Below are 18,283 nucleotides of genomic sequence, written 5' to 3' on the forward strand. Positions count from 1 at the left end.
ATAAATTTTTAGTTGAAAAACGAATGAAGCAACTATATAATCAATAATTGTTCGAGGAAATCATGCGTTGGTCTTATTTATTATCTTTCCTCATCAGAAAAAATCAGGGAGTGGAATTTTTTATGGATAAGTTTTTCGGATTGAAGGAAAACAAAACAAATGTATCAACAGAAATAATGGCGGGGGTTACGACGTTCTTTGCAATGAGTTACATTCTTTTTGTTAACCCAACGATTTTATCAGCTTCAGGGATGCCATTTCAAGCAGTTTTCTTGGCAACGATTATCGCTTCAGTTATCGGGACGTTAGTCATGGGATTGTTTGCGAATGTTCCGTATGCGCAAGCACCAGGAATGGGTTTGAATGCCTTCTTTACTTTTACTGTAGTATTCGGTCTTGGTTATTCTTGGCAGGAAGCTTTGGCAATGGTCTTTATTTGTGGTTTGATCAATATTTTTATTACAGTAACAAAAATTCGAAAAATGATTATTCATGCAATTCCAGAAAGTTTACAACATGCCATTGGTGGGGGGATTGGGATTTTCGTTGCGTATGTTGGTATTAAAAATGCTGGGTTTCTTTCTTTCAGTGCGGATCAATCAGCAATTACGAGTTCCGTCGTTGAAAGTGGCAAAGCAACAAATGTAACCATTAATGGTGGAATTGTTCCAGCTTTAGCAAATTTCAATAATGCACCAATTTTATTAGCAGTTATTGGGTTAGTTATTACCGCAATTTTAGTAGTTAAAAATGTTCGCGGTGCAATGTTGATTGGGATTGTAGTGACAACTATCTTAGGTGTATTAATGGGTGTAGTCGATCTTCAAGCCATTGATTGGCAAGCTAATTCATTAGGAAACTCAGTTAAAGAATTAGGAACAACCTTTGGGGCTGCTTTTGGAGCAGAGGGAATGCAATCTTTATTCAGTGATAGTTCAAGACTTCCACAAGTTTTAATGACAATCATTGCATTTAGTTTATCCGATACATTTGACACGATTGGTACATTTATCGGAACAGGACGTCGTACAGGCATTTTCTCAAAAGAAGATGAGGATGCGTTAGAAGACGGAAAAGGATTCAAAACAAAAATGGATAAAGCTTTGTTTGCTGACGCAATTGCGACTTCCGTAGGTGCAGTTTTTGGTACATCAAATACAACAACATATGTTGAATCTGCTGCTGGAATTGGGGCAGGGGGACGAACTGGTTTAACATCAGTAGTTGTCGCTATCTTGTTTGCATTAAGTAGTTTATTTTCTCCGTTGATCGCGATTGTGCCTGCACAAGCAACAGCTTCTGCCTTGATTTTAGTAGGCGTGATGATGATGGCATCATTTGCGGATATCAAATGGGGAAATCTTGATGAAGCTTTACCTGCTTTCTTTGCTTCAATTTTTATGGGACTTTGCTATAGCATTTCTTATGGAATTGCTGCTGGTTTTATTATGTATACAATCGTTAAGGTAGTTAAAGGACAAGCAAAAGAAGTATCGCTTGCTTTGTGGGTGGTTGATATTTTGTTTATCTTGAACTTTATTATTTTAGCTACTATCTAATTAAATTTAATTAAAAAAATTAACAAATTAATAGGAATGATGTTTAGTTTGTTAAAATTTTCAAGACAAAAGGTGCGTCTGTTGACGTTACTTTTTGTCTTTTTCTTTCGCTTAAAGTTATAAAAGTCAGAATTTTTTGTCTTTTTTTATTTTTACTTTCACATTCGTTGCTTGTTGCTTTAAAAATAGGTATGATGAAGAAAGATGAAAGAGGGATGATGAATGGGGATTAAATGGAGAAAGAATTTAATTATTGCATGGATTGGTTGTTTTTTCACTGGTGCAAGTATTAGTTTAGTCATGCCGTTTATTCCTGTTTACGTCGAACAACTAGGAACGCCTAAAGATCAGATTGAATTATTTTCTGGATTAGCGATTTCAGTTACTGCTTTTGCGGCAGCAATCGTTGCTCCAGTTTGGGGGAATTTAGCAGATCGAAAAGGGCGAAAAATTATGATGGTTCGAGCGGCAGCGGGAATGACGATCACCATGGGCTCACTGGCTTTTGTTCCGAATGTGTATTGGCTATTAATCATGCGTTTCTTTAATGGAATTTTATCAGGGTATATTCCAAATGCTACAGCAATGATTGCCTCACAAGCACCAAAGGAAAAAAGCGGTTGGGCATTAGGGACACTTTCGACTGGAGCGATTGCAGGAAATTTGATTGGCCCTTCAATGGGTGGTGCATTGGCACAATGGTTTGGAATGGAAAATGTGTTTATTATCACAGGTGCTGTACTTTTGGTAACAACGATATTAACCATTTTTCTAGTAAAAGAAGATTTTCATCCGGTTGAGAAGAAAGATTTAGTTAGCACGAAAGAAATTTTTTCAAAAATGGACCATTTCTCTATTTTAGTAGGACTATTTATCACCACGTTGATTTTACAAATTGGTGTAACCAGTATCAGTCCGATTTTGACATTGTATATTCGTCAATTAAGTGGGGATATCAACAATGTTCTTTTTATTAGTGGATTGATTGTTTCAGTTGCTGGGGTTTCGGCGGTGTTATCTTCACCTAAATTAGGAAAATTAGGCGATAGAATTGGTAATCATAAGGTGCTGCTTGCTGGGTTGGTTTTATCGTTTTGTTGTTATCTCCCTATGGCGTTCGTTCAAACACCACTACAGCTAGGTATCTTGCGTTTTATTTTAGGCTTTTCGACTGGGGCGTTGATGCCTTCTATTAATACGTTGATTAGCAAAATCACTCCTCAAGAGGGTGTAAGCCGAGTGTATAGTTACAATCAAATGTTTAGTAACTTTGGGCAGGTTTTAGGACCAATGCTTGGTTCGACCGTAGCCCACTCGTTTGGTTACAGTGCAGTTTTCGTGGTAACGAGTTGTTTTGTCTTATCCAATATCGGCCTTTCGCTTTTTAATTTTAGAAAGGTTTTGCGTAGTAAATTTTAAAAAAAGAATTGTAGACAAAAAAACAGATTGGGAAAACTTGCTTTCCCAATCTGTTTTGATTTACTATGAGTGCGATGAGGCTTCTTTTTTTGTTGGAGCAACTGCACCGATTAAGATGATAATGATACCAGTAACTAGTGACAGAATTGCTGTCAAAGTAAAATCGTAAGTTCCTTGTGTCAAGGCACCACCAATGTAACCGACAACTTGTCCTAAAACTAGAGACCAAAATAACGTTACAATATATCGCATGAAGAACACCTCTTTTCTATCCCAATTTTAACAGAATTTTTTTGAATGTAAAGCAAGGTACAATGCTTCATTGTACTAACGATAGTGAATTTTAACGAAAAAAAAGGCGGAATGCAAGATGTTTTTTCCACAACTGTATACGAGAACTTCGTATTCTTTATTACAAAGCACGATTCGCATCCAAGAATATGTCCGTGAGGCTAAAAAATTGGGTTACACTTATTTAGCTATCACGGATGAGGATGTTTTGTATGGTGCTGCAGAATTTTACCAAGAGTGTGTCAAAGAGGGCATCAAACCAATTATTGGCATACATCTTGAGTATACTTTTGAAGACAATGATTACGGACTGCTAGTTTATGCAAAAGATAAGATTGGGTACCAACAATTGATGAATGTATCGAGCAAAAAGATGATTGAAGGTACTATCGAACTAAACACGTGGACGAAAACAGATCATTTGATTTTAGTTGTTCCGGATAATCACTCTATTGCAAATGATTATGGTGAGGTAGAAACTTTTGCAAGTCATTGGCAAATGCTAAAAGAAAAAGTTCACTCACAAGATTTTTATGGAGGTGTGACTATCCAGACCCCTTCCTCTTCTGAAGAATGGTATGATTTTTTACTAACGGAAGAGGAACAACTATGTGCGTTGCATCCAATTGCAAGTTTGCATCAGGAAGATTTGTTTGCGTTGGAAACAATGAAGCATATTAAAGAAGGAACACAGATTTCACCTGAGGAATTAGTAGAAGTTAGTCAATTAGAAAATAAAAATTTTCTTGAATCAGAGAGTAAGAGAATTCAGCAATTTAATGAGAGACATATGCACAAAGTTCTTGAAACCACTCAAAAATTAGCTGAATCAATAAACTTTGAGTTTCAATTTCATCAAAAGCTATTACCACATTATCCAGTTCCAAATAATGAATCCGCAGCAGTTTACCTGAAACAATTATGTCAAAGCCAATTAGCCAAAAGGGTGAAAACTTTGACACCAAAATATCAAGAACGTTTAGACTATGAATTGTCGATTATTCATCAAATGGGATTCGATGATTACTTTTTAATTGTATGGGATGTGATGGCATTCGCTCACAAACAAAAAATCGTTACTGGTGCGGGGCGGGGGTCAGCAGCTGGTTCATTAGTTGCTTATGTTTTAGCAATCACAGATGTGGATCCTTTGAAATATCATTTACTTTTTGAACGTTTTTTAAATCCTGAACGTTATACAATGCCTGATATCGATTTGGATATTCCTGATAATAAACGTGAAGAAGTCTTGAACTATGTCCGCGAAAAATATGGACAATACCATATGGCACAAATTGCAACTTTTGGCACAATGGCTGCTAAAATGGTACTAAGAGATGTTGCCCGAGTGTTTGGTGTTTCACAAAGTGAGGCAAATCGGTGGTCGAAGGCGATTCCAAATCAGTTGAAAATCACTTTGTCGCAAGCCTACAAATCTTCAAATAAATTAGTTGAATTAGTACAAGCAAATAAAAAAAACCAACTGCTGTTTCAAACAGCAATGATTTTAGAAGGCTTACCACGCCATATATCGACACATGCTGCAGGAGTGGTATTGAGTGACCGAAATCTGTTGGAATTAGTTCCTTTACAGCAGGGATCAGACGAAGCATTTTTAACACAATACACCATGAATGCTGTAGAAGAAATCGGATTGTTGAAGATGGATTTCTTAGGATTACGAAATTTATCGATTATCGATTATGCGCTTAAATCAATCAAACGTGTAGAAAAAATCGATCTTCAACTTAAACAGATACCACTGAACGATGCAAAAACTTTCCATTTATTTCAAAAAGGTGAAACAACAGGCGTTTTCCAATTTGAATCCGCAGGAATTCGAAATGTTTTACGGCGATTAGAACCTGAAAATATCGAAGACATCGCTGCTGTAAATGCTTTGTATCGCCCCGGACCTATGCAAAATATTGATACATTTATTGCACGAAAAAAAGGTAAAGAACTTATCAAATATCCAGATGATACATTAAAACCAATTCTGGAAAATACTTATGGGGTCATTGTTTATCAGGAACAAATTATGCAAATTGCTTCAACAATGGCTGGTTTTTCTTTAGGTCAAGCAGATATTTTGCGTCGTGCGATTAGTAAGAAAAAAAAGGAAGTTATTGATAGAGAAAGAGAACATTTTGTAGCTGGTTCACTGACGCAGGGCTACTCCAAAGAAAAGGCGATTGAAGTTTATGATTATATTGAACGTTTTGCTAATTATGGATTTAATCGGTCGCATGCATTTGCGTATTCATTTGTTGGATTCCAAATGGCTTATCTTAAAGCACATTATCCAGGGGCGTTCTTTACTAGCTTGATGAATGCTGTTCGGCACAATACTGCTAAGTTAAAAGAATACCTTGCTGAGGCGAGAAAGAACAAGCTGACATTAAGTCCGCCTTCTATCAATCAAAGTGCTTATGGGTTTGAATTAGTTGATTCACAAATGATTCGTTTTGGATTGACAGCAATCAAAGGAGTTCGACGAGACTTTGTAGAAGAGATTATTAATGAAAGAAAGGCAAAGGGCTCGTTCACATCTGTTGATGAATTTTTGATTCGTATAGATAAGCGTTGGCTTAAAGAAGAGATCCTAAAACCTTTAGTTGCGGTCGGCGCATTTGATGAGCTAGAAAAAAATCGAAAGCAGCTCATGATTGACTTAGAGGGAAAAATTCAAAATGTTCAGTATAGTAGTGGGAGTTTGGATCTTATGGAAATCATGGCGTTGAAAGAAGAAAAAGTTGCAGATTATTCGTTAGATGAACGTTTAGCCCTTGAAGAAGAATATCTAGGTGTTTACTTATCTGGGCACCCCACGGAAGGCTATGAGCGACTACGTTTAGCTAAACGGGTTCAATTGATTACCGAAATCGTGCCTCAGCAGACGGTCAGTTTGTTGTTGTACATCAAAAGTATTCGTGAAATTCGGACAAAAAAAGGTGAACGAATGGCTTTTGTGGAAGGGACAGATAGCTCAGGCGAAGTAACAGTCACCGTTTTTCCCAAGTTGTATCGTCAATTCAGAAATCTTTTTGAAATGAATCGAGTATTATTTGTACAAGGTCGTAGTGAAATAAGCCATTATAACCAAGAATTACAATTGCTCGGTGAAACATTTGCAGATGCCAAAGAATTTGAAAAACAGTTTCCAGATCAAACTTGTTATTTAAGAATTACGGAAGAACAAGAAGACCATGAAACAATGCGTCAATTGAAAACAATTTTTCAGAAACACCCTGGGTACATTCCAGTTGTTTTATACTATGAAAAAAATCATCGGAAAATTGTGTTATCAGAGGAAAATTGGGTAGATGGGAGTAATAGTCTAAAAGGGCAGCTTTCTTATTTACTTCAGGAGGAAAATGTTGTTTTCAAATAAGTTACGGTAAAAAATACTACGTGCTTTCATTTTTTTTCATTTTTTTAGCTATTAACCAAGACAAGTTAGAAAAATAATGTTAGAATGTTAGACGTGGTTATTGCAAACAAACGGTTATAGCCTAAGTCTTCTTAGGATAAAGTATTTTAATGAGGTGAATGTTTATATGAAACGCATCGGAATTTTGACCAGTGGCGGAGACGCACCTGGAATGAACGCAGCGATTCGCGCAGTTGTTCGTAAAGGAATCTATGAAGGTCTAGAAGTTTATGGAATCAACTACGGATTTGCCGGATTAGTTGCCGGAGATATTCGTCGTCTTGACGTTGCTGATGTTGGTGATAAAATCCAACGCGGTGGTACTTTCTTGTACTCTGCTCGTTACCCAGAATTTGCTACAGAAGAAGGGCAATTAAAGGGTATTGAACAATTGAAAAAATTCGGTATTGAAGGATTAGTAGTTATCGGTGGCGATGGCTCTTATCACGGAGCGATGGCTTTAACTAAACGTGGTTTCCCAGCAGTGGGAATTCCTGGAACAATTGATAATGATATTCCTGGTACAGACTTCACAATCGGTTTTGATACAGCAATCAATACAGTGCTTGAATCAATTGACCGCATTCGTGACACAGCTACATCACACGTTCGTACATTCGTTATCGAAGTGATGGGACGTAACGCTGGCGATATCGCTCTATGGTCAGGTGTTGCAGGTGGTGCTGACGAAATCATCATTCCAGAACATGACTTTGACATGGCTGCTGTTGCTAAAAAAATCCAAGAAGGCCGCGATCGTGGTAAAAAACATTGCTTGATCATCTTGGCTGAAGGTGTAATGGGCGGAAATGAATTTGCTGAAAAACTTTCAGAATTCGGTGACTACCATACACGCGTATCTATCTTAGGACACGTTGTTCGTGGGGGCGCACCAAGCGCACGTGACCGTGTGTTAGCAAGTAAATTTGGCGCTTATGCTGTTGAATTATTACAACAAGGTAAAGGCGGACTATGTGTTGGTATCCACGACAATGAAATCGTTGCTTCTGACATCATTGATACTTTGGAAAACAACAAACATAAACCAGACTTATCATTATACGAATTAAATAATACTCTTTCATTCTAAAGTGATTTGAGCAAAAGAAGGAATGAGTAGAGCAAACTTTGTTTGACTCAACTAAATTATCTATAATTAGTAGCTATTTAAGCTGTAAAGCTTTAAATAAACAAAATTGAATGGGAGCGTTTTGTAAAATGAAAAAAACCAAAATCGTTAGTACATTAGGACCAGCAAGTAACTCAGTAGAAACTATTTCTAAACTGATCGAATCTGGAGCAAATGTCTTCCGTTTTAACTTCTCACATGGAGATCATGAAGAACAATTATCACGTATGGTAATGGTTCGTGAAGCTGTTAAACAAACAGGTAAAGATGTAGGTATCCTTTTAGATACTAAAGGTGCAGAAATCCGTACAACTGTTCAAGGAACAACAGAAGCTGATTTTGGCCGTGCTGGCTATATCAAATTTGAAGTTGGAGATCAAACTCGTATCTCAATGGATCCTGAACATGTTGGTTCAAAAGAAAAAATCGCTGTAACTTATCCAGGTTTATTCGATGACGTTCACGTTGGTGGACACATCTTATTCGATGATGGTCTTATTGACATGGAAATCGTTGAAAAAGACGAAGCAAACCGCGAATTAGTTGTAGTAGTGAAAAATGCAGGTATGCTAGGATCACGTAAAGGGGTTAATGCACCAGGCGTATCAATCAGCTTACCAGGTATTACAGAAAAAGATGCTGACGATATTCGTTTCGGTTTAGATAACGACATCGACTTTATCGCTGCAAGTTTTGTACGTAAAGCACAAGACGTTTTAGACATTCGTGAAATTTTAGAAGAAAAAAATATGACACACGTTCAAATTTTCCCTAAAATTGAATCTGAAGAAGGTATCGACAACATCGACGAAATCATCAAAGTTTCTGATGGTGTTATGATTGCTCGTGGTGATATGGGTGTTGAAATCCCAGCTGAATTAGTACCAATGGTTCAAAAACGTATCATTAAAAAATGTAACGCTGCTGGTATCCCAGTTATTACAGCTACACAAATGTTAGAATCAATGCAAGAAAACCCACGTCCAACACGTGCCGAAGCATCTGACGTTGCCAACGCTGTATTTGATGGTACAGACGCAACAATGTTATCAGGTGAATCTGCAAATGGTGACTACCCAGTAGAAGCTGTTGCAACAATGGCTCGTATTGACCAAGAAGCTGAAAAAGCTTTAGCTGAATTAGGTACATTCCAAATCAATCAATTTGACAAAACTGATGTTACTGAAACAATCGGTTTGTCAGTAGCTCGTGCTGCTAAAAACTTAGGTGTTAAAACAATCGTTGCTGCAACTGAGTCTGGTTACACAGCTAAAATGATTTCTAAATACCGTCCAGATGCTGACATCTTGGCAGTTACATTTGACGAACGCACAAAACGTGGTTTGATGTTAAACTGGGGCGTATACCCAACAGTTACTGAAAAACCAACAACTACTGATGAAATGTTTGAATTAGCTGCTAAAAAAGCAGTTGAATTAGGCTTTGCTTCAGAAGGCGATTTAATCTTGATCACTGCTGGTGTACCAGTTGGTGAACGTGGAACAACTAACGTAATGAAAATTCAAATGATTGGTTCTAAATTATTAGAAGCTCAAGGCGTTGGTCAAAAATCTGTTGTTGCAAACGCAGTAGTTGCTTCATCTGCTGAAGAAGCAATTAAAAAAGCAAAAGACGGCATGGTATTAGTGGTTCCAACAACTGATAAAGAATACATGCCTGCTATTGAAAAAGCAGCAGCAGTCGTAGTTGAAGAAGGCGGCTTAACTTCACACGCAGCAGTTGTAGGTATCGCTCAAGATATTCCTGTAATTGTTGGTGCAAAAGATGCAACTTCAACAATCGTTGATGGTGAATTGATTACTGTTGATTCACGTCGTGGTATTGTATACCGTGGCGAAACAACAGCTATCTAATTTACTAGATAGTATAAAAAAACAGCTCCTCAATCTGAGGGGCTGTTTTTTTGTGTCTGAATGAATTCATTGATGACACGGACAACTTGTTGCTGTAAATCTGTTGGCAATTGTTGTGTGCGTGTGACAAGTGAAATCAAAAAGCGTGGTTGTACAGTATCGGTTAGTGGAAGCGCAATCAACTGGTCTTCTTGATGGATCGCAATCTCTGTTAAAAATCCTATCCCAACTTGTTCCCGAATCATACTTTTTAGAATGGATAAATCATTACTTTGGTAAACGATCTTTGGCTCGATATGTGTTTGCTTTGCTAGTTTTGAGAAAGCAGTTGGATGGACGTAATGCTCGTTTAATAAAACAAATTCTTCGTTAATCAATTCTTTGAATGAAACAGCTTGCTTTTGGGCAAGAGGATGTTCAGGTGAGACGACAATCATAAATCGCTTGTCTAAGAGCAATTGCGTTTCTAACGACTGATCAACAATTGGCTGAGTTGAACCGAGTAAAGCCAAATCAATTTGTCCTTGATGAATCATTCCATATAAGTCGCGAGAACCACCATCAATGATTTCCAATTGACTCATCAATTTTTGTCGAATAAAGTAGCCGGATAATTTTGGAAAATATTCATTTCCAATAATCGGCGGCATGCCAAGACGAATTTTTTTTGTTTGTAGTTGTTGGATCTCTGCTTTTGCACGAGTAATTTCTTGAAGGATAGACTGTGCATGGATAAATAGTTGGTAGCCAGCAGGCGTGATCAATAATTCATTGTGCGAACGATCTCGGACGATGAGAACGGCATTCAACTCTTTCTCTAATCGTTGGACAGCGTAAGTAATTGTAGGTTGGCTAACATGAAATAGATTCGCAACTTTTGTAAAATTTTTTAATTTGATTAACTGGACATAATATTCAATGTCTCGTGTGTTCATATGTTAGCTCCTCTCATTATCCATATAAATAATATTTATTGTAATAGATTCATTTCTTGATAGCAACTGAAAACTCTATGAAGTGATTCGAATAATTAAAAAGAAAAGATTAAGCAGATACACTTGGAAATTTTACGAAATCAATAAACGATTACTTGTTATTTCGATTGAATAGAAATAAAACTCAAATTTTTTTTCGGAAAAGAATTCAATGACATGAAAGACGTCTCAATAGAACTTTGGCAAAAAAGAAAACGAAAATTTTGTCACTAAAGTAAAAACAGAAAACTGATTTTGTATTTAATGTACTGTTTTTTTATGAAGTGTAAGGTGTCAAGAAAATTTCATTGACAAGGACGTTTTTGCCCTGTATAATTGCTTTTGTTGCTTAGGAGTGATGAAAAATGAAATGGTCTTTACTAGAATTACGAAAATATCAAGAGACACCATTAGTATTTCATGAAACACTTGATTTAAAATCAAGTTTGATGAAACGTGATAACTTAATACTCGATGTTGCACCAGTGGCTGTTGAAGGATTTATTTCCGTTGATAAAAAAGGCTATATCGTTCATTACACTGTGCAAACGACTCTGACTGTTCCATCAACACGTTCATTAGAACCTGTTGAGCTAGTAATGGATTTTCCAGTTGATGAATTATTCATGACAGTAGAACAGTACCAAAGTCGAGACGAACAATTATCGGCTGATGATATTTTGTTGATTGAAGGCACACAGCTTGATTTGACAGAGTCAATCGAAGATAATATTTTATTGGCGATTCCAATGCGTGTGCTTACTGAAGCAGAGGAAATAGATGAAACCAATCTGCCTAAAGGTATGGATTGGGAAGTTATTTCTGAAGCAGAACATGAGCGCAGAAAAATGGAAGAAGCTGAGACAAAAGTAGATCCTCGTCTTGCAAAACTATCGGAATTTTTTGATGATGAATCAAAGGAATAAAGATAATAAGTAAGATTGGAATATATTGCATCTAATTTGATGCAAGACTTTACAAGGAGGTGTAGCAAAATGGCAGTACCAGCTAGAAGAACATCAAAAGCTAAAAAAGCAAAACGTCGTACACACTACAAATTGACAATCAAAGGGTTAAACGAATGTCCTAACTGTGGTGAAATGAAAAAAAGCCATCACGTATGTACAAATTGTGGTTACTATGATGGTAAGGACGTAATGTCTAAAGAAGCTTAATACATTTTAATTAGAAAATGTAAAACCTCAAGGCTAACCATGGAGCCTTGGGGTTTATTTTTTTCTCGAAAAACGCCAAAATATTTTGCACATTGGTTTGCATTGCACCGATGATAGGCTATAATGAGAGAGATTAGGGGAATAACCCCAAATGTAGGAGGAGTTCATATGACGAAACAACAAATCGGCGTTGTCGGTATGGCCGTTATGGGCAAAAACTTAGCCTTGAATATTGAAAGCCGCGGTTATTCAGTCGCATTATTTAACCGCACTGGTTCAAAAACGACAGAAGTAGTAGAAGAACATCCAGATAAAAACTTTAAAGCAACTTATACAATGGAAGACTTTGTTGCTTCAATTGAAAAACCACGTCGTATTCTTTTGATGGTTAAAGCAGGACCAGCTACGGATGCGACGATTCAAGAATTATTACCTCATTTAGATAAAGGTGATATTTTGATTGATGGCGGAAATACATTCTTCAAAGATACGATCCGTCGTAACGAAGAATTAGCAAATTCTGGAATCAACTTTATTGGTACTGGTGTTTCTGGTGGAGAAGAAGGCGCACTTAAAGGTCCTTCTATCATGCCTGGTGGTCAAAAAGAAGCCTACGAACTAGTGGCACCAATTTTAGAACAAATTTCTGCTAAAGCAGAAGATGGCGAACCATGTGTCACTTACATTGGACCAAATGGTGCAGGACATTATGTAAAAATGGTTCACAATGGAATTGAGTACGGAGACATGCAATTGATTGCTGAGTCTTATGATTTAATGAAGAACATTCTTGGACTGTCAGTTGAGGAAATGGCTGAAATCTTCAAGGAATGGAATCAAGGTGAACTTGATAGCTACTTAATCGAGATCACTGCTGACATTTTAACTCGTAAAGATGATGAAGGTACAGGCAAACCGATTGTTGATGTTATCCTTGATGCTGCTGGTAATAAGGGAACCGGTAAATGGACAAGCCAAAGTGCTTTAGATTTAGGCGTGCCACTTCCATTGATCACAGAATCTGTCTTTGCTCGTTATATCTCTGCTTATAAAGAGGAACGTGTCCAAGCAAGTAAAATTTTGTCAAATCCAAATAATTTTGAATATACTGGCGACAAAAAAGAATTAGTTGAGAAAATTCGTGAAGCATTGTACTTTAGCAAAATCATGAGTTATGCTCAAGGCTTTGCTCAATTACGAGTGGCTTCAAAAGAGTATGATTGGGACTTGCCATTTGGCGAAATTGCTAAAATCTGGCGTGCAGGATGTATTATCCGTGCTCGTTTCTTACAAAAAATTACAGATGCGTATGATAAAGACCCAGATATCGAAAACTTATTGTTAGATGATTATTTTGTTGAAATCACGAAGAAATATCAACAAGCTGTGAGAGATGTAGTTGCTTTAGCTGTTCAAGCTGGTGTACCAGTGCCAACATTCTCTTCAGCAATCTCTTACTTTGATTCCTATAGAGCAGAGCGCTTGCCAGCTAATATTATTCAAGCACAACGTGATTATTTTGGTGCACACACGTATGAACGTGTGGATAAAGAAGGAATCTTCCACTACTCTTGGTATCATGAAGAGTAAGTAGTTCTTGACTTTGCAAAACTGAAAAATTAGCGAAATCATGATAGAGCTGAAGTCATTTGTTACGAATAGACTTCGGCTCTTTTTAAAATTGTTTATTCATGATAGAATGACTATAGATTTTTAAGTAGAATATCGGTATAATGATAGAGTTTGTAGAAATCGCGTAGAGGGAAAGGATAAAATAATAGATGAGTAATATTCTAATCATTGAAGATGAAAAGAACTTAGCTCGCTTTGTCGAGTTGGAATTAAAGCATGAAGGGTATAATGCTGAAGTTCATTACAATGGTCGTACTGGATTAGACGCCGCTTTAAATAATGAATGGGATGCCATTTTACTAGATTTGATGTTACCTGAATTAAATGGATTAGAAGTTTGTCGACGTGTCCGTCAAGTGAAGAATACACCAATCATCATGATGACTGCTAGAGATTCTGTGATTGATCGTGTGTCAGGTTTAGACCATGGAGCAGATGACTATATTGTTAAGCCATTTGCAATCGAAGAATTATTAGCCCGCTTGCGAGCTTTGTTACGTCGAATCGATATCGAAGGTGATAAAAACGTAGCAAAACAAACAACAATTACTTATCGTGACCTAACGATTGAAAAAGAAAATCGTGTGGTACGTCGTGGAAATGAAGTAATTGAATTAACCAAACGTGAATATGAGTTATTATTGACTTTGATGGAAAACGTCAATGTTGTATTAGCTCGCGATGTTCTATTAAACAAAGTTTGGGGTTATGAAACAGAAGTCGAAACAAATGTTGTCGATGTATATATTCGTTACTTGCGTAATAAGATTGATGTTCCTGGGGAGGAAAGTTACATCCAAACTGTCCGTGGAACAGGTTATGTGATGCGCTCGTGATCAAACCGAAAAAATCGGAAAAAAGAGAACTGAAAGGCCCTTCCTTGACCATCAAGTGGGCTTTTGCAAGTTCTTTCTTTATATTTGTTGTTTTTACTATTTTTGCAGTTATTACTTACAAATCTTCAATTAATCTAATTGTTGCTAAAGAACGAAACAATGTGGAACGAACGATTTCGCAAGTGGCTTCCCGTTTAGCTAATTCAGATGAAGAGCTGACTTTAGTCAATACGTACCGAAATTTAACGAATACAACTACTAATGATAGTAACATTGATGATCAAACGACGAATATCGAAGGGAACTTGATGAAAATTGATTCCTTCATTGCTGAACTTGGTCAGTCATCATTAGATTTATTCGTCTATGATTTAGAAGAAAAGTTGATATTTAAGACACAACAGCATAGTCAAGCGTTGTTGCAAACAACCAGAAAAGTTCCGACAATTGTGACAATTGATGGTAGAACAGGATTTTTGTCAATCCAGCCAATCTATTCTAAAGGGACTCGAGAAAAAATTGGGTATGCACAAACTTTCTATGAATTGTCCTCTTTTTATGATATACGGAATAAATTATTGCTGACACTGATTATTTTAGAAGTCGTTTCGTTGATTCTAAGTAGTATCTTAGGTTTTTTCCTATCTTCTTATTTCCTGAAACCGTTAAAAGTTCTGCGAGATACGATGGATACTATCCGAAAGGACCCTCAGTCGAATATCCATATGCCTGAAATTGATACAAATGACGAGTTGGCAGATTTAGCTGAAATCTTTAATGAGATGCTTGATCGAATGCGTCTATATATGGAACAACAAGAACAATTTGTTCAAGATGTGTCTCATGAATTACGAACACCTGTTGCAATCATTGAAGGGCATTTGAGTTTGCTAAATCGTTGGGGAAAAGATGATCCTGAAATCTTAGAAGAGTCTCTTAGCGCAAGTATGCAAGAAATTAGCCGTATGAAGAGCCTTGTTCAAGAAATGTTGGATCTTTCTAGAGCGGAGCAAGTTGATATTCATTATGGTAACGAAACTACAAAAGGAAAAGAAGTTACCTATCAAGTCTATAATAATTTTAAGATTCTATATCCAGATTATGTAATCACTTTGGATGATGATTTATCTAAGGAAGTGATTTTACAAATCTATCGTAATCATTTTGAACAATTGATCATTATCATTCTTGATAATGCAGTCAAATACTCTACGACTAGAAAAGAAGTACATATTTCTATTTCTTCTACGTTAAGTGAATTTGAGATTGCGATTCAAGACTTTGGTGAGGGAATCCCACAAGAAGATTTGAAGAAAATATTCAATCGGTTTTATCGAGTTGATAAAGCTAGAGCACGTACAAAAGGTGGAAATGGGCTTGGATTATCTATAGCTAAACAATTAGTCGAAAGCTATAGGGGGAGAATTATTGCTGAGAGCGTTGTTGGACAAGGGACGATTTTTCGGATATTCATTCCAATAGTAAAATCTGAAGACAAGTAAAACAATTTCGTTTTACTTGTCTTTTCCGTTTTTATAGAAAAGGGCTGCAAGGTAAAAGAAACGCAAGTATTTGATGGACGAACTATAAGCGCTAATCTGTAAAGCTTAGCAAGAAAATAGCAGAAAAAATAGAACAAAGAAGAAACTTTTTTTTTGAATATTCGTTTTTAAAAATATTATTCAAAAAAGTAATTATTTCTGTTGCAATTTAAGAAATAGATTGCTATATTATTATTTGTTCTCAAATAATTCTTTACTTACTAACAACACTAATTTCTTTAAAAAAGAGTGTTGACGAATAAAGAATGACATGTTAGAATAACAAAGTCGCTTGAGAAAAAAGCTTCAAAAAGTTTGATATCTCAATAAAAAAGTTATTGACAAATAACGAATAAGATGTTAAACTTATCAAGTCGTTAAATAAACGGCTTGAAATTAAAAAACAAAAAGTGTTGACAACTTCTAAAGAATCTGTTAAGATATAAAAGTTGTTAAAACAAATTGATTAGACCTTTGAAAACTGAACAAAGTAAGACAAACCAAATGTGTAGGGCGTCTTGATTCAATTCAAGACAACAAACATTTTTAAACAGCAAGCAATATGCTAGCAAACAAATTGAGCTTAACAATCGAAAGATTGTTCTAACTTTTATTATGAGAGTTTGATCCTGGCTCAGGACGAACGCTGGCGGCGTGCCTAATACATGCAAGTCGTACGCTTTTTCTTTCACCGGAGCTTGCTCCACTGAAAGAAAAGGAGTGGCGAACGGGTGAGTAACACGTGGGTAACCTGCCCATCAGAAGGGGATAACACTTGGAAACAGGTGCTAATACCGTATAACAATCGAAACCGCATGGTTTTGATTTGAAAGGCGCTTTCGGGTGTCGCTGATGGATGGACCCGCGGTGCATTAGCTAGTTGGTGAGGTAACGGCTCACCAAGGCCACGATGCATAGCCGACCTGAGAGGGTGATCGGCCACATTGGGACTGAGACACGGCCCAAACTCCTACGGGAGGCAGCAGTAGGGAATCTTCGGCAATGGACGAAAGTCTGACCGAGCAACGCCGCGTGAGTGAAGAAGGTTTTCGGATCGTAAAACTCTGTTGTTAGAGAAGAACAAGGATGAGAGTAACTGTTCATCCCTTGACGGTATCTAACCAGAAAGCCACGGCTAACTACGTGCCAGCAGCCGCGGTAATACGTAGGTGGCAAGCGTTGTCCGGATTTATTGGGCGTAAAGCGAGCGCAGGCGGTTTCTTAAGTCTGATGTGAAAGCCCCCGGCTCAACCGGGGAGGGTCATTGGAAACTGGGAGACTTGAGTGCAGAAGAGGAGAGTGGAATTCCATGTGTAGCGGTGAAATGCGTAGATATATGGAGGAACACCAGTGGCGAAGGCGACTCTCTGGTCTGTAACTGACGCTGAGGCTCGAAAGCGTGGGGAGCAAACAGGATTAGATACCCTGGTAGTCCACGCCGTAAACGATGAGTGCTAAGTGTTGGAGGGTTTCCGCCCTTCAGTGCTGCAGCTAACGCATTAAGCACTCCGCCTGGGGAGTACGACCGCAAGGTTGAAACTCAAAGGAATTGACGGGGGCCCGCACAAGCGGTGGAGCATGTGGTTTAATTCGAAGCAACGCGAAGAACCTTACCAGGTCTTGACATCCTTTGACCACTCTAGAGATAGAGCTTCCCCTTCGGGGGCAAAGTGACAGGTGGTGCATGGTTGTCGTCAGCTCGTGTCGTGAGATGTTGGGTTAAGTCCCGCAACGAGCGCAACCCTTATTGTTAGTTGCCATCATTAAGTTGGGCACTCTAGCAAGACTGCCGGTGACAAACCGGAGGAAGGTGGGGATGACGTCAAATCATCATGCCCCTTATGACCTGGGCTACACACGTGCTACAATGGGAAGTACAACGAGTCGCGAAGTCGCGAGGCTAAGCTAATCTCTTAAAGCTTCTCTCAGTTCGGATTGTAGGCTGCAACTCGCCTACATGAAGCCGGAATCGCTAGTAATCGCGGATCAGCACGCCGCGGTGAATACGTTCCCGGGCCTTGTACACACCGCCCGTCACACCACGAAAGTTTGTAACACCCGAAGTCGGTGAGGTAACCTTTTGGAGCCAGCCGCCTAAGGTGGGATAGATGATTGGGGTGAAGTCGTAACAAGGTAGCCGTATCGGAAGGTGCGGCTGGATCACCTCCTTTCTAAGGAATATTACGGAGACTACACAGGTTTGTCATTATTACTTTGTTCAGTTTTGAGAGGTTTACTCTTATTATTTTTAATACTTGGGGCCTTAGCTCAGCTGGGAGAGCGCCTGCTTTGCACGCAGGAGGTCAGCGGTTCGATCCCGCTAGGCTCCATTAACAACATTAGTTGTTAATTTTGTTCATTGAAAACTGGATATTTGAAGTAAGATCAAAACAAACCGAGAACACCGCGTTGAATGAGTT

Annotated in this window: 12 protein-coding genes, 1 tRNA gene and 1 rRNA gene; 12 read left to right on the plus strand and 2 right to left on the minus strand. The window is 37.8% G+C overall.

Features of this window, described 5'->3' with window-relative positions:
- Nucleotides 1–122: 122 nt before the first annotated feature.
- Together AC4BD1_RS03885 and AC4BD1_RS03890 are read left to right on the plus strand one after the other, a co-directional pair.
- Entirely contained in the window at nucleotides 123–1,559 is a 1,437-nt protein-coding gene (locus AC4BD1_RS03885) for an NCS2 family permease (protein ID WP_206907852.1), read from the plus strand.
- A gap of 222 nt (nucleotides 1,560–1,781) precedes the next feature.
- Nucleotides 1,782–2,978, plus strand: a complete 1,197-nt coding sequence (locus AC4BD1_RS03890; RefSeq protein WP_206907853.1) for a multidrug efflux MFS transporter — start codon at nucleotides 1,782–1,784, stop codon at nucleotides 2,976–2,978.
- Nucleotides 2,979–3,041: 63 nt separating this feature from the next.
- Here AC4BD1_RS03890 and AC4BD1_RS03895 read toward each other — a convergent pair whose 3' ends face one another.
- On the minus strand, nucleotides 3,042–3,230 hold the full coding sequence (locus AC4BD1_RS03895; protein ID WP_206898587.1) for a YjzD family protein: 189 nt from the start codon (nucleotides 3,228–3,230) through the stop codon (nucleotides 3,042–3,044).
- Nucleotides 3,231–3,348: 118 nt separating this feature from the next.
- Here AC4BD1_RS03895 and dnaE point away from each other — a divergent pair, with 118 nt between their 5' ends.
- From dnaE to pyk, 3 genes are all read left to right on the plus strand, one after another.
- The gene (dnaE, locus tag AC4BD1_RS03900; RefSeq protein WP_490485851.1) at nucleotides 3,349–6,663 is read left to right on the plus strand and encodes a DNA polymerase III subunit alpha; all 3,315 of its coding nucleotides are present in this window, start codon (nucleotides 3,349–3,351) and stop codon (nucleotides 6,661–6,663) included.
- A 166-nt stretch (nucleotides 6,664–6,829) separates the two neighbouring features.
- A complete protein-coding gene (pfkA, locus tag AC4BD1_RS03905; protein ID WP_067484127.1) occupies nucleotides 6,830–7,792 on the plus strand; it encodes a 6-phosphofructokinase in 963 nt (320 codons plus the stop codon).
- A 128-nt stretch (nucleotides 7,793–7,920) separates the two neighbouring features.
- A complete protein-coding gene (pyk, locus tag AC4BD1_RS03910; protein ID WP_206907856.1) occupies nucleotides 7,921–9,705 on the plus strand; it encodes a pyruvate kinase in 1,785 nt (594 codons plus the stop codon).
- A gap of 29 nt (nucleotides 9,706–9,734) precedes the next feature.
- Here pyk and AC4BD1_RS03915 read toward each other — a convergent pair whose 3' ends face one another.
- Nucleotides 9,735–10,640: a LysR substrate-binding domain-containing protein gene (locus tag AC4BD1_RS03915; protein ID WP_206907857.1), complete on the minus strand. Its 906-nt coding sequence runs from the start codon at nucleotides 10,638–10,640 to the stop codon at nucleotides 9,735–9,737.
- Between the two features lie 404 nt (nucleotides 10,641–11,044).
- Here AC4BD1_RS03915 and AC4BD1_RS03920 point away from each other — a divergent pair, with 404 nt between their 5' ends.
- The 7 genes from AC4BD1_RS03920 to AC4BD1_RS03950 all read left to right on the plus strand — a co-directional run bounded on the left by AC4BD1_RS03920 (nucleotide 11,045) and on the right by AC4BD1_RS03950 (nucleotide 18,193).
- Nucleotides 11,045–11,605 carry a YceD family protein gene (locus AC4BD1_RS03920; RefSeq protein ID WP_490467070.1) on the plus strand — a complete coding sequence of 187 codons (561 nt, stop codon included), beginning with the start codon at nucleotides 11,045–11,047 and terminating at the stop codon, nucleotides 11,603–11,605.
- Between the two features lie 69 nt (nucleotides 11,606–11,674).
- Nucleotides 11,675–11,854, plus strand: a complete 180-nt coding sequence (rpmF, locus tag AC4BD1_RS03925; RefSeq protein WP_067484136.1) for a 50S ribosomal protein L32 — start codon at nucleotides 11,675–11,677, stop codon at nucleotides 11,852–11,854.
- Between the two features lie 168 nt (nucleotides 11,855–12,022).
- Nucleotides 12,023–13,444, plus strand: coding sequence for an NADP-dependent phosphogluconate dehydrogenase (gene gnd, locus AC4BD1_RS03930; protein ID WP_206907859.1), 1,422 nt, complete (start codon nucleotides 12,023–12,025; stop codon nucleotides 13,442–13,444).
- Nucleotides 13,445–13,635: 191 nt separating this feature from the next.
- Entirely contained in the window at nucleotides 13,636–14,322 is a 687-nt protein-coding gene (locus AC4BD1_RS03935) for a response regulator transcription factor (RefSeq protein WP_002290973.1), read from the plus strand.
- Entirely contained in the window at nucleotides 14,319–15,824 is a 1,506-nt protein-coding gene (locus tag AC4BD1_RS03940; protein ID WP_206907860.1) for an ATP-binding protein, read from the plus strand. Before AC4BD1_RS03935 ends, AC4BD1_RS03940 begins: the two co-directional genes overlap by 4 nt.
- A gap of 650 nt (nucleotides 15,825–16,474) precedes the next feature.
- Nucleotides 16,475–18,034: ribosomal RNA gene (locus tag AC4BD1_RS03945) — 16S ribosomal RNA — on the plus strand.
- An 86-nt stretch (nucleotides 18,035–18,120) separates the two neighbouring features.
- Nucleotides 18,121–18,193, plus strand: a tRNA-Ala gene (locus tag AC4BD1_RS03950).
- Nucleotides 18,194–18,283: the final 90 nt, after the last annotated feature.

This window comes from Enterococcus sp. DJ147D b, from assembly GCF_058216655.1.

Excerpts from the sequence above, each read along its gene's own strand:
- AC4BD1_RS03915 (WP_206907857.1), bottom strand. The coding sequence starts at position 10,640 with ATGAACACACGAGACATTGAATATTATGTCCAGTTAATCAAATTAAAA.
- AC4BD1_RS03895 (WP_206898587.1), bottom strand. The coding sequence starts at position 3,230 with ATGCGATATATTGTAACGTTATTTTGGTCTCTAGTTTTAGGACAAGTT.
- AC4BD1_RS03885 (WP_206907852.1), top strand. The coding sequence starts at position 123 with ATGGATAAGTTTTTCGGATTGAAGGAAAACAAAACAAATGTATCAACA.
- AC4BD1_RS03920 (WP_490467070.1), top strand. The coding sequence starts at position 11,045 with ATGAAATGGTCTTTACTAGAATTACGAAAATATCAAGAGACACCATTA.
- AC4BD1_RS03890 (WP_206907853.1), top strand. The coding sequence starts at position 1,782 with ATGGGGATTAAATGGAGAAAGAATTTAATTATTGCATGGATTGGTTGT.
- rpmF (WP_067484136.1), top strand. The coding sequence starts at position 11,675 with ATGGCAGTACCAGCTAGAAGAACATCAAAAGCTAAAAAAGCAAAACGT.
- pfkA (WP_067484127.1), top strand. The coding sequence starts at position 6,830 with ATGAAACGCATCGGAATTTTGACCAGTGGCGGAGACGCACCTGGAATG.
- gnd (WP_206907859.1), top strand. The coding sequence starts at position 12,023 with ATGACGAAACAACAAATCGGCGTTGTCGGTATGGCCGTTATGGGCAAA.
- AC4BD1_RS03935 (WP_002290973.1), top strand. The coding sequence starts at position 13,636 with ATGAGTAATATTCTAATCATTGAAGATGAAAAGAACTTAGCTCGCTTT.
- dnaE (WP_490485851.1), top strand. The coding sequence starts at position 3,349 with ATGTTTTTTCCACAACTGTATACGAGAACTTCGTATTCTTTATTACAA.
- pyk (WP_206907856.1), top strand. The coding sequence starts at position 7,921 with ATGAAAAAAACCAAAATCGTTAGTACATTAGGACCAGCAAGTAACTCA.